The organism is Paenibacillus sp. FSL R5-0475 (genome assembly GCF_038004585.1).
Classification (GTDB): Bacteria; Bacillota; Bacilli; order Paenibacillales; family Paenibacillaceae; genus Paenibacillus_AQ.
In genome coordinates this window covers 3,693,968-3,709,071 of record NZ_JBBORK010000001.1, presented here as the reverse complement: position 1 = coordinate 3,709,071, position 15,104 = coordinate 3,693,968, and the positions used below count along the sequence as shown (strand labels likewise).

Genomic DNA, 15,104 nt, shown 5'->3' with positions numbered 1-15,104 from the left:
AACCTCCTGTGAATTTGTATAGTTCTTTAACGCATCTGAGGTTATTAAGGTTTCATGTACTCGAACTTACTAGTCAATTTGGGGTGGAATTATGAATAGCTGGGAAACAGCATTGTCAAAGGTATGTGAGCTTTATTTTTCATCGGAAGTGAATTCGAAATTAGAATGGATCTTGGTTGGCTCGGTGGGTTCGGTTTTACAGGGCTGTGAAATGACTCCGGGAGACGTTGATATTTATACAAAAAATAAAGAAGGGGTTGCACAATTTGCAGAACTTCTGAAGGAATATTCCTTGCTGGATAAATGTGAATTCCCTCATGGGGAGAACTGGTTATCCTCTTTAGAAGAACCTACATACACTCAGACCTTTTCTTCGGGCTTCTCATGGACAAAGGGGAGTTGGATCATCGATGGGTTTAAAGTGGAAGTTGTTCATATCTCCAATTCAGCGGGAATTCCTGATTCTATGGATGGTGATGGGATATGGGAAGGTGGTCAATTCATTTGGAATCGTTTTAGGAATGTAACAATCGGACGGTACACTATTCCTACGGTTCCTCTAGAAATACAGCTAGAATCAAATTTAAGAAGACAACGATCAGACAGGACACAAGCGATTATTACTGCATTGCAAAAATATGGATACGATCAAGAACTAATCGAAAAAGCTCTATCAAAGAAACACTTACCTTATTTTTATTCTCAAATGAATTGAGCTAAGAAGGTTATTACTAAAAAGGGAATTAACTGGTATAATATGGTTTATAATCGAGAAAGGTGTTGATTTCTATGTCTGACTTTTTTGATCCAGGACCTAATCCAAATGTGACGGACCCTGGCGGTCATAAAGCAAACCATGATGTCAATGCGCAAAAATATCATACACAAGGTGTTCCTGGATTTTGGAGCGAGGTAATCAATCTCTTTATCGTGGTGGCAATAATTGCAGTTATTTTCTTACTCATATGGATTTTTTAATGACCTTGTAATTAAAAAAAGACAGCCCTCATTAAACTTGAGGGCTGTCTTTATCGTTATTGAGCTGAGTATCCTCCATCGATGGAATTAATTTTCTGCCAATCCTCATCTGAGACAACATGCAATTTCATTCCATAAACATTCTGTTTCTGGCTTACTTTCTCTAGCGCTACCTCATTAATGTCTGCGGCAATAACGATAAGATCATTGTTAGTGTCAAAAATAGCCCGCCTGCGGTCATAACGCCACTTTTTGCAACTCCAACCATTAAAGCAAGTCCTACTAATACCCACCACGCAAAATGGATTTTTCTTGTTGTGATTCATGATGTCCGCCTCGTTTTCTATGATGAAATAACCTACATTTGCTCCATGCCGGACATTCGCCCAGTCATTCTTAACAATTGTGATATTTCCTATAGACTTATCATAGTTGTCCTCTATACAAATCTCATTCCTCAGACGGAGAAAGTATCCATCTGGAGCCAGTTATCTAAATTTAGATACTCAAATAAAATAAATTTAACAATGGAATCACTCTTTTAAATCGTACGGGAGAGGATGGTTATAAGGTGGAGAAAATTATAGAAGTACGGGGGATTAGCAAGGTCTACGAGAAAAGAAAGACGAAAGAGAAAATACATGCCGTTCGTGATGTTTCTTTTCATGTGAATCGTGGAGAGGTGCTCGGTTTACTAGGTCCCAACGGTGCTGGGAAAACATCAACGATAAAGATGCTCTGTGGTTTGTTAGAATCGGATGGGGGTTCTATATCCATTAATGGCTTAGATATTTGCAAGAAGAGACTTAAAGCGCTAGAGCATATCAGTGCTGTATTAGAAGGGAACCGGAATTTATATTGGCGTCTTACGGTTCGGGAAAATTTAGAATATTTTGCAGGTAACCGGGGGTACTCTCGGAAGCAAATTGCCGATCAGACAGATAAATTATTAGAGCAATTCAACCTTAAAGAAAAAGAGAATGAGCTGGTTAATGGATTATCTCGTGGGATGCAGCAAAAGCTGGCAATTGCTGTGGCATTATTAGCTAATACGGATGTCATCTTGCTGGATGAGCCAACGCTCGGTTTGGATGTTGAGGTTAGTTATGAATTGCGAAATATTCTAAAAACGATAGTAAGGGAAGAGAAACGTACGATCATTATTAGCTCACATGATATGCCCGTCGTTCAGGAGCTGTGTGACCGTGCCATTATCATTAACAAAGGTGAAGTTGTGATTGACGACAGGGTGGAGAATTTACTTAAGTTATTTGAAACAAGGGCATATTCCATTAAATTAGGTGAGCAATTAAGCCCTGAACAGGAGAACAAACTGTTGAGTATATTCCCTTTAAGTACTTATAAAGCAAGCTCTCATGAAACGATCGTGGAAGTGAATTTAGAGCATGGTCAGGATATCTACGAGCTGTTCGATCTTCTGAAAGAGGAAGGAACGATGGTGGAAAGTATCGATCGTATAACCATTGATTTTGAACAAGTGTTTATTCAGATTGTGAAGGGAGGTAAGACTCATGAAATGGCTCCATTTATTTAATGCTAATTTTCGTAAGGAATATATTGAGTTGAAACGATATTTACCGAACACGATTGCATTAGTAGTCACTTTTTATATTATATTTCTGGCTGCATTTTTTGGAATTATGTTCATAGGAGATCCAGCCAGCTTTGATACGAATGTTCAATATTCAATTGTAAGTGTGGTCTTTTGGAGCTTAACGATGATGACGATGAACTTTATTGGTTATTCGGTAATCACAGAAGCGACGCGTGGAACGTTAGAGCAGTTATATATGTCTCCCATGGGTGTGTGGAAAATTATGCTCACGCGGATCGTCAGTCAATTGGGCTTACAGTCCGTCATTATGATTCTCTTGCTGTTTGGTGCGATGCTAACCTCGGGACAATGGTTGAGTCTTAATCCCATGACAACGATCCCAATCATTATAGTTACTATGATAAGCATGGTAGGCGTTAGTTTTATGATTGCTGGTTTGGCTATTATTGTGAAACAAATTCAAGCATTTCTACAGATTTTCCAATTTGTCTTGATGGGACTTGTATTTGTTCCGATCACTGTAGCTCCGTTTTTAGCTTTTGCCCCATTCGTTAAAGGCGTGAATATGGTAAGAACGGTGATGCTGGAGAATCTAACGTTAACGGATCTATCTTTATCTGACTATGGCGTATTAATATTAAATTCGCTGGTTTATTTGATTCTAGGGCTCGTTGTGTTTGATCGCTGTGAGAAAATAGCCATGAAGAAGGGGCTTCTGGGGCAATACTAGCGCACACAATCGTTTATTTATTAGGTATAGCTAATACTTATAACCTGCCATAACTCATTGGTGTAACGGTATAGGCAATCGGATATGCTATATTAATTTTAATAATTTGTTCACGAGGAGATTAATATATGAGCACTCAAACCGAACCTAAAAAGCGAACCGTTACTCCATTTCGATATGATATTGTTGGCAGCTTCCTGCGCCCTCAGGCGTTGAAAGAGGCTAGATTGAAATTCAAAAACAGCGAAATTACTGCCGAGCAGTTGAAGGAAGTAGAGAACGACGAGATTGTGAAGCTCGTGCAAAAACAAAAAGAGGTTGGTCTTCAAGCTGTAACCGACGGCGAATTCCGCCGCTCTTGGTGGCATCTCGACTTCTTCTGGGGTTTTGATGGTGTAGAGCGGACCATTATTGATCAAGGCTACCAATTTAATGGCGCAGAATCCAGACCAGAAACCGCACGACTGACCGGAAAAATAAGCTACAGCAGCCACCCTTTTGTAGCGCATTATGAATTCTTAAAAGGCGCTGCTGGTGAGGATGTTGTTGCGCGTCAATCGATTCCTGCAGCAGCGCAATTCCTGTTTGAGCTGGATCGGGTAGAAAATAAGGAAAGCACGAATGAATTATACCCGAATCGTGAAGAGCTAATTTCGGATATTGCCAAAGCATACAAAGCGTCAATTCTTGCCTTTTATGCAGCGGGCTGCCGCAGCATTCAAATCGACGATTGCACGTGGGGAGCGCTGTGCGACGAACAGTTTATAGCATTTATGAATCAGGTTGGTGTGAATGTAGCTGAATATGCGAACGAGCTTGCGAAGTTGAATGAAGAAGTGGTGTCTGGTCTGCCGGAAGATCTCGTTGTAACGACACATGTATGCCGAGGCAATTATGTTTCTACTTATGCTGGAGTAGGCGGAGGTTATGAACCTATCGCGCAAACACTTCTGAACATCAATAACTACTCAGGTTACTATCTGGAGTTTGATACTGAACGTGCTGGTGACTTCAAACCATTACGCTTCCTAAAAGACAATCAGCAGGTCGTGCTTGGCCTGTTCTCTTCCAAATTTGGTGAGCTGGAGAGTAAGGGAGATATTCTAAAGCGTATTGAGGAAGCGAAGCAATATGTCGATCTAAACCGGATTTGCCTGAGTCCGCAATGTGGCTTTGCTTCCACTGAAGAAGGTAACCACCTTACAGAAGAGCAGCAATGGCGCAAGCTTGCTTATATTAAAGAGATTGCTGAAGAGATCTGGAATTAACTCTAATTAAAAAGTAGACAGAGACAATACACCTTTAACCATTCGGATGTTCATCCGTACGGTTAAAGGTGTATTTTGATATAGAGTGGGTACATGGATTTACTTGGCGTGCTGTCACTATACCAGTGGATTGTGAGTAATTAGGGAAAAGCTCCCTAATAAAAGCCGATAATTGCTTTAAATGAATGCAATCAGGGAATTCCTCCCTAAAAAACAGAGTGAAATCAAGATTTACCGTCAAATCAGTCGAATTTCAGGGAGGAATTCCCTAATTATTAGTCTGATGACCAGAATCCTCTGATAATAAGGGAGAAATTCCCTAATCTATCAATGCCTTGATATGAAAGAGGGCACCGCAAAGTAAAAAAAGGGAAGTCTCGTAGAGGAGACTCCCTTTTTGTACTCATCCTATTTTGTATAGTTATCGAAATAACCTTGGATATAAATCATCGGTGTTCCTTTATCGCCACTACCAGAAGTCAAATCAGATAATGAACCAATCAGGTCCGTTAATCTACGAGGAGTAGTCCCTTGTGCTTCCATCGCACCAACCAGGTCATCATTTTTATTCTGGATGTATTTAGAAATGGCTTGTTTCAGCTCTTCACCACGAAGATGAGAGAAGTTGTTATCGGCCAAATATTTCAATTTCACTTCATTTGGTGTTCCATCAAGTCCGGCAGTGTAAGCAGGGGATACAACTGGATCTGCCAGTTCCCATATTTTACCGACTGGATCTTTGAATGCACCATCGCCATAAACCATAACTTCTACAGTTTTACCTGTAATTTCTTTGATTTTTGCTTGGATACCATCTACGATAGGTTGGCAGTTGTTTGGAAATAGTTTTACGCTTTCTTCTGTTGCTTTATTGGATCCAAGCAGACCATAAGCTTCGTTAAAGCCACTGCCATCAATGGATTGTGTAAGAATATCATCCAAGCCAAATACTTTTTCAGCACCGTTGTTTGTGAGAATGCGTTTGGTTCTGAAGCGAGTGTGAATATCACAAGTTAATACATTTTTTGTATAGTTTAAAATGGTTTTTGGGTTGTTGGAGAAGATGACTTCGCAAGCCACACCTTCAGCTTCAATCAAACCTTTATAATATTCGATATAGTCAACACCTGTGAATGGGTGCTTAATATAGCCGAAAAACTCACGGAATTGAGCCTCTGTTAACACATCCGTCCATGGATTAACGCCCTTAGCATCTAATTCGTCGATGTCTACAAGATGGTTGCCCACTTCATCAGATGGATAGCTTAGCATTAAGACTACTTTTTTTGCTCCTTTGGCAATTCCACGCAAGCAGTTTGCAAATCGGTTACGGCTAAGGATAGGGAAAATAACACCCACAGTTTCTTCACCGAATTTTGCCTTTATATCAGCAGCAATATTATCAATTGTCGCATAGTTTCCTTGTGCCCGAGCCACAATGGATTCCGTTACGGTTACAATATCACGATCCTCGATCGAGAAACCTTCGACTGTTGCTGCATTCAATACCGTCTGAACTACGATTTCTTCAATGTTATCCCCATTGTTAATGATAGGCCCGCGGAGTCCACGTACCACTGTTCCAACTACTCTTTCCAATATGATCTCTCCTCTTATAAGGGTATACTCTATATATAAATAATGGTTATAAACCCTATATTACTATACCCTTTTAGAGCGATATAAGTAAAATTAATGTTTATAATATCTAATATAAAAATGATTTATAGATATAGAAGCTTTTAGAGGTTTTTTACATTGCCGTTAGAGATAGAAAATCAATTTCTCGGGGAGGGAGAGCCGTATGAACAAAATGGACCGTCTGTTAGCTATAGTGCTTGAATTGCAGCGTAATAAAGTGTTGCGAGCGGAGGATTTGGCGGCTACGTTTGAAACGAGCGTGAGAACTATTTATCGGGATATTCAGGCACTTAGTGAAGCGGGCGTATCCATAATAGGAGCGCCAGGGCAAGGCTACTCCTTGATTGAGGGCTATTTCCTGCCACCCGTTAGTTTCACGCTAGACGAAGCAGTGACATTGCTTATCGGGACTGACTTTATCGAGCAGTGGTTTGATGCCCACTATGGCAATAAGGCTAGAAGTTCTAAAGCGAAAATAGAAGCTATCCTGCCAGAAGCCATCCGCACTGAAGCATCACAGATCCGCAAAAGTTTTCGTTTATTTGCATCCGCAGCAGATATAGCACCAATACAAGAAAAGGCATGTCTGGAAGCTATTCGTCGAGCGATATTGGAGGAAAGGAAAATAAGATTTCGTTATTCCAAAAGAATCGCCGAAGCCGATGGGAACCGTCAAAGTATTCGTACGGTTGCTCCTTACGGACTTGTGCTTCATCAAGGATCATGGGTACTCGTCGCCTGGTGTGAATTGCGTCAAGACATCCGTCATTTCCGGTTATCCCGAATGAGGGAGCTTATTGAACTGGAAGATAAATTTATACGGCCAGCGGATTTTCAATTGGAGGTATACCAACCTCCTGATGATCGCAACGTTCATGTGGTTATCTTAGTCCATTCTGACATAGCTGATAAGGTAAGGGAATCGAACAATTTTTATATGGAAACTATAGAGGATCATGCGGAAGGCTTACGGGTTACTTTTCGGGTTCGAGAGCCAGCGGAATTGCTGCAATGGGTGCTGGGCTGGGGAGGTGGCATGGTTGTGCTAGAGCCGGAATCTTTTCGCCATCAAGTTAGAAACGAACTAGAAATAATGTTAAAACGCTACTGACATAACGCTGTCAGTAGCGTTTTTATATACTTGGATAATCAATGACTACAGGAGCTGATATATAATGATTACAACAAAAGAAGCCTTACAACGTTTTGAAGAAACTGCGACATACTATATTCAAGAAGTAGAGCGATTCAATCTGGAGCAGCTGATGCAAAAGCCGAGTGAAAACGAGTGGTCCATCGGACAGATGGTTCAACATCTCATTAACTCGGCACTGTATATGCAGCTTCGTAATATTGATCAATGTCTAGTGCCCAACCAAGATCCCTTGGTATCTCATGTGGGGAAAACCGAGGATGGTGCGGCTATATTTGCACAAGGCAGTTTTCCGCCCATTCGTATTCAGGTTCCGCCTTCCGCCCAATATACGCCGGAGCAGCCGGAGAGCAAGGAACAATTAATTCAAGGGTTACATTCAGTCATCCAAAGAATGAGAGAGATCGAACCGTCTCTTGAAAAAGCGTCCAAACAAAATACCGTATCTCACCCGCGATTTGGTGGACTATCCGCGGAGGAATGGTTCCTGCTTATTGAGATGCACTATCGTCATCATCTTCTGCAGCTGGAGCGATTAAACAATGAATTGTTTCGGAAAGTGTTGTAATACCAAAAAAGAGGCCGTTGCTGATCTACAGCAACGGCCTTTCGTCGTAAAAGAAAGGATCTTAATTTCCTGAGCCAAGCGTCGCTTGAACATAATCTTTATATTCACTCGGATTAACTCCAAAATGCTTCTTGAAAAGTCTGGTGAAATAAAATTGATCATGTATACCGATTTGCGTAGAAATCTCTTTGACATAAGGGTTGCCCTTTAGAATTAACTCTGCGGCTTTCTCCATTTTTACGGTGTTAATGTAATGAATGATACTTTGGCCGACTTCTTCTTTAAAGATTCTGGATAGATAGTTCTCACTTAAGTTGACCTGCTTGGCAATCAGAGATAAGGTCAGCTTTTTCTGATAATTTGCATTGATATAATCAATTGTTTGTTTAACATCCCTATTATGGGTAGTCACAATCTGTTGTTTTTGATGTGAGAATAATTGAAATAAAAGCTCCATTTGCGTTAGAATCTCAGCACTTCGTTTACTGTTTGCAATATTCTCAATAGTTGTTTTCAAAAGCTTTGGATCTTCAACGATAATGTGAGCATCGCATAATGGAAGATAGTGCAGACAATTGACGATGAATGTTTTGGCTTCAGCCGGCTTTATTTGTTTCGATCTGCAGGTCTCAAGGAAATTTTGAGTGGCTTGATTAACGGCTTCAACGCCCGAACGTTTCCAGGCCTGTATTAAATTCGTAGAGAACTCATGAACGTTTTCGAAATCGAGCGTATCATTTAAATGGACAATCTCGGGATCAATAATCGTTATTTCGTTGTAAAATTGGATTTCCAAGGATTCTTTACATCGCTCTAGCATTACTTTCGCCTCAGCGTATCCTCTAATGGGCTGGGAATAAACAATGGTAGGGGTAATGGAAATATACATTTTGATCAACTGAATGACTCTATGGATAAAGTCGGTACGGATAATTTGCTGATTGTCCAAGGTATCAGTGGAGATTAGCAGCAACAATGCATTCGATTCAAGCTGAATAATTTCGAATTGATCTACGGTTTCCAGGATATCTAAGATGATGTTTTCAATGAAGGATACCGATAGCTGGTTTTTACGTGCGCTAGGGCTGGCGCTATTTTGCTCAAAGGTGATGTAGAACAAGTAGCAGCTATTTTCACTAAAAGCGAGTGTTATAGAATTTTGCTGCTCAAGCTGATTCATATCATAATATGGGTCGGTAAAATAATCTTTTAAAATCGCATTCTTCACACTCTTTAAATTGTGTTGCAATAGCTGAGATTGTGTCTCTAGCTGCTGCTTGGACTGAAGCTGTTCTTGGATTAGCTGCGTGGATTTCTCCAGCAACTGGATGAGGTCCGCAGTCTTCATACTAATCTTAAGCATATAATCTACAGCGCCAAGAACTAAAGCTTCACGAACCAACTCATACTCCCCGTGGTTACTTGCCACCAGGATTTTTCCGGCAAACCCTCTGTTATTGAGTTCTTTTATCAGCTGCAAACCATCCATATTAGGCATTTTGAGATCTGTAATGATGATATGGGGATTAAACTTCTCAACAAGGGTTAAAGCTTCAACTCCGTCAGAGGCTGTAGCACAGATCATATATCCAAGCTCTTCCCATGGAATCATGGTTCTGAGCGCGACTTTTACAATGGGTTCATCATCCACCAGCATTACATTATACATTGGATACACTAGTATCACCCCTTATCTTCTTCGTAGGTTTGTTTGGGGATAATCAGGCGGCAACAGGTTCCTTGACCCACCAAGCTTGTGATGAATAGTCCGTAGCTCTCACCATATTGAAGCTTAATGCGATCGGCTACATTAGAAATTCCGATACCGGACAGCGTATCAGCCTTTTCCGATTTTTTCGTGTCAAAGCCTTTTCCGTTATCAATGATTTCTATAACAAGTGTATATTCATTTTTTGCGTAAGCCTTAATGCGGATAAGAACTTTTCCTCCAATATCCGTAACCCCATGGATGATAGCGTTCTCAGCGATCGGCTGCAGAATAAGTTTAGGGATCAGACTATGTAATACCGATTCATCTAGATCATATTCAACGTCAAATCGATCAGCATAACGTATTTTTTGAATAGCAAAGTAATTGTCCAGATTATTAAGTTCTTGTTTGATGGTTATTTCCTCATCTTGATCGATGATGGTACTGCGCAGTAATTCTGCGAGAGAGGAGATGCCATCACTTAGCACCGGAACCTGGTTAATCATTGCGAGCCATCGCAAGGAATTTAGAGTGTTGAATAAAAAATGAGGGTTAATCTGTGATTGTAGCATTTGTAATTCAAGCGAACGCTGCCTCTTTTGATCTTTCTGCTGATCCTCTATCAGTTGCTCAATCCGGCTGACCATGCTATTAATCCTATTAGCCAGAACACCCATCTCATCGTTGCTGTGATCTTCTATACGATTGGATAAATTGCCATAAAAAATTTGATTACAGAAGACAATAATTTGTTTGATAGGCTTTAGGATACTTTTATACAAGACGATGATAATTAGGATACAAAGGATTACAATGATGCTGACGACGATAAGGAGTCCAGTGGTGATTTTACTTGTCTCAGAATTAATATAAGAGAAAGGAACCGTAGAAATCATGTACCAGCCTAATTGATTATTATTGATATAGGAGATCTGATGCATTTTGCCATTGACTAAGCCTTGAAAGGAATGGTTCTTCTGAGCCTCTTGTTCCTTGATTTGCTTAAACAGTTGACCTTTATCATACGCTTCTCCAAGTGTTGTACCCTTTAGGTTGGAGGACATCACTATTCCTTCTCTATTCATGATAAGCAGATTAGAACCTGTTCCTAAGTCCACACTGGAAAGAATGACTTTTGAGAATAACTCCCCGCCGATAAAAACAAACACATAACCTAATGGAACGCCAATGTCTTCTTGATCAAAAATTTTACGCCCCAGGACAATCGTATGGGAAGCACGATAGCTTTTTACATAATTAAGACTGTCATAAGGGGCATTCAGATCTACCTGTTTCATGATTTCCCCATACTTTGGATTGGGAATGCCGTCATAGCCTAATTCATAAATAGGTTCGTTCTTGGAATCTATGATCCGAACGTTCTGAACATATCCCGGATAAATGGTTCTGTACACATTATCCATAGCGTGGTTAATAGTAGCATTGCTAGGAGCGGGTTCATTAGGTGCTGCCGTTAAACGCTCCTGAATAATAGGATTGGTAGAAACAGATCCGGCAAGATATTGATAGTTATTAAGCTCGCTTAACATCGTTCGATTGAGCAGTGTCAAAGCCTGAAAGGTAGATTTGCTTAATTTATTGTTAATGGATTTGGAGTAGATAGTATAGGAATAGAAACCTATAAAGATGATTGGAATCACGGAAACGATTAAGAAGATAACGGTTAAGCGATTTTGAATTTTAATTTTTCTTATGATTTGTGGGGGACTAGGAAAATACCGCTTCCCTTTGTTATGACTCAGGTGGATGACCTCCCATTCGATATCCTTTACTTACAAGTTAACATAAAAAGAAGAATGGAATATATATGCATGGGCGAAAAGCAAGAATAATCTATGGAATCGTTAGTATTATCCATTCCTTTAACCGCTAAGTTTACAAGTCATGTGATTCTGATGAATAAGCATATCTGAAACCTGAATGAGAGATGGATAAAATAATACATAGGTACGTTTGTATTGTAAATGTAAATAAAACGTAAACACTTCTATACTTAAGTTATCAGATAAAGCGTTTTCAATATTTAATCTGTGGTTGGGTCATTAGCAAGAACATCTTAAGGAGGGCGTTTATGAGAAAGACAATGAGTACGTTATTAGCAGTTACGCTGCTGGGTGTGGGGTTGATTGGTTGTGGGAATAGCACGAATACACCAGCTGCCTCAAAGGATTCGAATTCTACAAAAGCTACGAGTACAGCGGAAGCGACAAGTACAACGAACGCCGAGAATACTTCTAAAGAGGATGCTAAGAAGGATTTTGATAACAAGGAACTGAGTATTGCTGTATTCCAAGGTGGATATGGCGCCGATTATTGGAATGAAATTGTCAGTAAATTCGAGAGTACTTATCCAGGGGTAAAAGTGAATATGACGATCAACCCTAAGGTTGGTGAAGTGATCAGACCACAGATTGTTGCCGGTAATCCTCCTGACTTCCTATCTGTTACGGATACAGAGCAAAGTGGGATTATGCTTTCCCTGATTAAAGAAAAAGGACTTCTAGACATCACTGATGTATTCGAAAGCAAGGCCTTAGATAAAGATGAGACGCTAAAGGATATGATTCTTCCAGGAATGCTGGACAGCACAAGATTTCAGCCGTATCAAGACGGGAAGATCTATCTGGCACCTTTTAACGCTGGACCGATGGGCTTGATTTACAACAAAACTTTGTTCGCAGAAAAAGGCTGGAGTGTTCCTGAGACTTGGGACGAGTTCTTTGCATTAGGCGATGAGCTGAAAAAAGAAGAGAACTTCTTGGTCAATGCAGATGGAACGAAAACGAAAAGAGCGTTGTTCACTTACCAAGGTATCTATCCAGACTATTTGGAAGAAATTCTGTATCCTGCGATTGCTAGTGCGGGCGGTAAAGAAACGTTAGATAAAGTCTTTGCTTATGAGGAAGGTTCATTTAAGAACGACACGATCAAAAAAGTATTGGATATATTCTACAAAATATCTAAAGACGGATATCTGATGGATGGCACAGTTGCCTTGAACCATACCCAATCGCAGACTGATATGATGATGGGGAAAGCGTTGTTTATTGTAAACGGCAACTGGATGGAAAATGAAATGAAGGATTCACCTAGAGAAAATGGCTTTGAATTTGGGATGACAACCGTCCCTGTATTTAATAAAGGAGATCAGAAGTATGTGCTTTCCAGCTATGAGCAATTCTCCATTCCAGCAAAAGCTAAAAATCCAGAGCTGGCTAAAGAATTCTTAAAGTTCCTGTATACGGATGAGTCCGTTAAATTATTCGCGGAAAAAGCTAATGGTGCGTACGCACTTAATGGTGCGAAGGAGCTGTCGAAGCCATACTTGACCAAAGGTGTATATGACATGTTTGAGGCTTACAATGGTTCCATTTCAATTCTGCAAGGCTGGCAATCCTTACCGAAGGGCTCCAAAGTTAGTGTAGTCACTGAAATGTTCAAGAATACGATGACGCCAGTCATGACAGGTCAAATGACCACTGACCAATGGATGGATAATGTTGAAAAAGCTTTTGCACAGATTCGTAAAGAGAAAGCAGCTAGTAAATAATTTATAGCATCTCATGCCAATGCATCCTGTTAAGAATGGATAAGGACATCTATGAACAGGATGCATTTTGCATGAAGAGGAGTGAGAAAGATGTCTGAGATGCAACTAACGGAAGTAGCTCCTAGAAACAGAAAAATAAAGACTAAGTCAACGAAAACTAAAAATCCGAAGCTATTCATAGCCGTATGTACCATTCCTGCGCTCCTGTTGACTCTTGTATTTATGATCATTCCAACCTTTCGGGCATTCTTTATGTCTTTTACGGATGCAACCGGGATGAGTGATGAGAACAAGTTTATCTTTCTGGATAACTATAAATATATGTTCCAAGATGAGATGTTCCTCAAAGCGCTTAGTAATACGTTCAAGCTGATGCTGGTCGTGCCGGTGGTTACCTTAGCCTTTGGCTTAGTGCTTGCTTTTCTATTGACGCAGACGAAGCTGAAAGAGAGAGGCTTTTACCGGACGGTATTCTTTTTCCCCAGCATTATCTCTTTGACGGTAGTCGGGATCATATGGTCCTTTGTGTTTCATCCGAACATGGGGATCTTGAACAATATTCTCTCAAGTATTGGGCTGGATCAACTGACTATGACTTGGCTTGGGGATAGCCGAACTGCATTATGGTGCGTTGCGGTCACTCTGATCTGGCAGGCGGTTGGTTACTATATGGTGATGTATATCGCTGCAATAGATGGGATTTCTGCGGATGTATTCGAGTCGGCGACCATTGATGGTGCAGGATATTTCCGGAAGCTTGTCAGCATTACGATCCCACTGTTAAAAGAAATCATTGGAATAACCTTCGTGCTGTCCTTGGCGGGTACGATCAATTTAAGCTTTATAGTCGTAACAATCATGACCGGCGGTGGGCCGGCCGGTGGTACTACTGTATTACTCCATTACATGTACACTCAAGGGTTCCAAAATGCGAACTTTGGTTATGCCATGGCTATCGCGATTTTTACGCTTGCGTTTGCCTTTGTCCTTTCTTTTCTGTCTAGACTACTTACAAATCGAGCAGAAGGGTAGGGGAGAAGGGTGAATAGTAATCAACAGAGTCTTATAAAAATGAACATTATCAATTGGATCACTCGGCTGTTTCTGATTGTAGCTACTATTGTTTTGTTATATCCGTTTGTATGGAATCTTTTAGCCTCATTTAAGAGCAATACGGAATTTCTAACCGATCCTTTCTCCTTTCCACAAGCCTTACACTTGGATAACTATGTACGTGCTTTTCAGAAATCTAAGATGGGAAGTTATTTCCTGAATTCTATCTTTCTAGTGGTACTTTCCACTGCGATTCTAGTTATTTTTGTGGTCCCTATAGCTTATGTATTAACGAGATTTAAGTTTTGGGGTTCTAAAATGATTCTTAATATTTATATGGCCTGTATCTTTCTCCAAGCTTCTTATATCATGGTTCCTTTATTTATTCAGGTGAATTCTTTCGGGATGCTGGATAATCGCGGGATGCTCGGTCTGATCTATGCTGTCCTTCAATTTCCTTTTGCGATCTTTGTGTTAAGCGGATTTCTGCGATCTGTCCCTAGAGATTATGAAGAGGCCGCCAAGATTGACGGTTGCGGGAATACAGGGGTACTCGTCAGAATCATTGCGCCACTAGCTAAGCCGGGAATTGTAACGGTCTGTATGCTGGCAGCGATGGGCTTTTGGAATGAGTATCCACTGGCATTAGTTCTAATTCAATCGGATAGCAAAAAAACATTACCGGTGGGATTAGCCAATCTGTTTGAGGTTCAAAGGTATGCTACAGATTGGAGCGCACTATTTGCCGCATTGATCTTGGTACTCATTCCAACGATTCTCCTATATGTGGTAGGACAAAAACAATTGCTCCAAGGAATAAGCGCTGGTGGAATTAAGGGCTGAACTACAAAGTTA

14 protein-coding genes are annotated in these 15,104 nt (G+C 40.5%); 10 read left to right on the top strand and 4 right to left on the bottom strand.

What is annotated here, in order from left to right:
- Nucleotides 1-91 precede the first annotated feature (91 nt).
- Together MKX41_RS16705 and MKX41_RS16700 are read left to right on the top strand one after the other, a co-directional pair.
- The gene (locus tag MKX41_RS16705; RefSeq protein WP_340971974.1) at nucleotides 92-715 is read left to right on the top strand and encodes a hypothetical protein; all 624 of its coding nucleotides are present in this window, start codon (nucleotides 92-94) and stop codon (nucleotides 713-715) included.
- 74 nt (nucleotides 716-789) lie between these two features.
- Nucleotides 790-978, top strand: coding sequence for a hypothetical protein (locus MKX41_RS16700; protein ID WP_042129995.1), 189 nt, complete (start codon nucleotides 790-792; stop codon nucleotides 976-978).
- Nucleotides 979-1,034: 56 nt separating this feature from the next.
- Here the strand turns inward: MKX41_RS16700 and MKX41_RS32330 are convergent, their stop codons facing one another.
- Nucleotides 1,035-1,304, bottom strand: coding sequence for a hypothetical protein (locus MKX41_RS32330; protein ID WP_379424475.1), 270 nt, complete (start codon nucleotides 1,302-1,304; stop codon nucleotides 1,035-1,037).
- Between the two features lie 245 nt (nucleotides 1,305-1,549).
- On the opposite strand from MKX41_RS32330, the gene MKX41_RS16690 reads away from it, so the two are divergent.
- The 3 genes from MKX41_RS16690 (at nucleotide 1,550) to MKX41_RS16680 (ending at nucleotide 4,552) form a co-directional block, all read left to right on the top strand.
- Nucleotides 1,550-2,533 carry an ABC transporter ATP-binding protein gene (locus MKX41_RS16690; RefSeq protein ID WP_042190654.1) on the top strand — a complete coding sequence of 328 codons (984 nt, stop codon included), beginning with the start codon at nucleotides 1,550-1,552 and terminating at the stop codon, nucleotides 2,531-2,533.
- On the top strand, nucleotides 2,511-3,284 hold the full coding sequence (locus tag MKX41_RS16685; RefSeq protein ID WP_076284690.1) for an ABC transporter permease: 774 nt from the start codon (nucleotides 2,511-2,513) through the stop codon (nucleotides 3,282-3,284). Before MKX41_RS16690 ends, MKX41_RS16685 begins: the two co-directional genes overlap by 23 nt.
- 128 nt (nucleotides 3,285-3,412) lie before the next feature.
- On the top strand, nucleotides 3,413-4,552 hold the full coding sequence (locus tag MKX41_RS16680) for a 5-methyltetrahydropteroyltriglutamate--homocysteine S-methyltransferase (RefSeq protein WP_340971968.1): 1,140 nt from the start codon (nucleotides 3,413-3,415) through the stop codon (nucleotides 4,550-4,552).
- A 408-nt stretch (nucleotides 4,553-4,960) separates the two neighbouring features.
- Here MKX41_RS16680 and MKX41_RS16675 read toward each other — a convergent pair whose 3' ends face one another.
- Nucleotides 4,961-6,151, bottom strand: a complete 1,191-nt coding sequence (locus tag MKX41_RS16675; RefSeq protein ID WP_076300779.1) for a coenzyme F420-0:L-glutamate ligase — start codon at nucleotides 6,149-6,151, stop codon at nucleotides 4,961-4,963.
- Nucleotides 6,152-6,356: 205 nt separating this feature from the next.
- Here MKX41_RS16675 and MKX41_RS16670 point away from each other — a divergent pair, with 205 nt between their 5' ends.
- Nucleotides 6,357-7,304: a helix-turn-helix transcriptional regulator gene (locus tag MKX41_RS16670; protein ID WP_340971965.1), complete on the top strand. Its 948-nt coding sequence runs from the start codon at nucleotides 6,357-6,359 to the stop codon at nucleotides 7,302-7,304.
- A 67-nt stretch (nucleotides 7,305-7,371) separates the two neighbouring features.
- Nucleotides 7,372-7,914 (top strand): DinB family protein, encoded by a 543-nt coding sequence (locus MKX41_RS16665; RefSeq protein ID WP_340974952.1) that lies wholly within the window; start codon nucleotides 7,372-7,374, stop codon nucleotides 7,912-7,914.
- Nucleotides 7,915-7,975: 61 nt separating this feature from the next.
- Here the strand turns inward: MKX41_RS16665 and MKX41_RS16660 are convergent, their stop codons facing one another.
- A complete protein-coding gene (locus tag MKX41_RS16660) occupies nucleotides 7,976-9,583 on the bottom strand; it encodes a response regulator transcription factor (RefSeq protein ID WP_256716408.1) in 1,608 nt (535 codons plus the stop codon).
- Between the two features lie 14 nt (nucleotides 9,584-9,597).
- Nucleotides 9,598-11,286 carry a sensor histidine kinase gene (locus tag MKX41_RS16655; protein ID WP_042190641.1) on the bottom strand — a complete coding sequence of 563 codons (1,689 nt, stop codon included), beginning with the start codon at nucleotides 11,284-11,286 and terminating at the stop codon, nucleotides 9,598-9,600.
- Between the two features lie 431 nt (nucleotides 11,287-11,717).
- Here MKX41_RS16655 and MKX41_RS16650 point away from each other — a divergent pair, with 431 nt between their 5' ends.
- From MKX41_RS16650 to MKX41_RS16640, 3 genes are all read left to right on the top strand, one after another.
- Nucleotides 11,718-13,196: a carbohydrate ABC transporter substrate-binding protein gene (locus tag MKX41_RS16650; RefSeq protein ID WP_042190639.1), complete on the top strand. Its 1,479-nt coding sequence runs from the start codon at nucleotides 11,718-11,720 to the stop codon at nucleotides 13,194-13,196.
- Between the two features lie 90 nt (nucleotides 13,197-13,286).
- Entirely contained in the window at nucleotides 13,287-14,228 is a 942-nt protein-coding gene (locus tag MKX41_RS16645; RefSeq protein WP_340971962.1) for a carbohydrate ABC transporter permease, read from the top strand.
- 9 nt (nucleotides 14,229-14,237) lie between these two features.
- Nucleotides 14,238-15,092, top strand: a complete 855-nt coding sequence (locus MKX41_RS16640; protein WP_340971959.1) for a carbohydrate ABC transporter permease — start codon at nucleotides 14,238-14,240, stop codon at nucleotides 15,090-15,092.
- The last annotated feature ends 12 nt before the right edge of the window (nucleotides 15,093-15,104 follow it).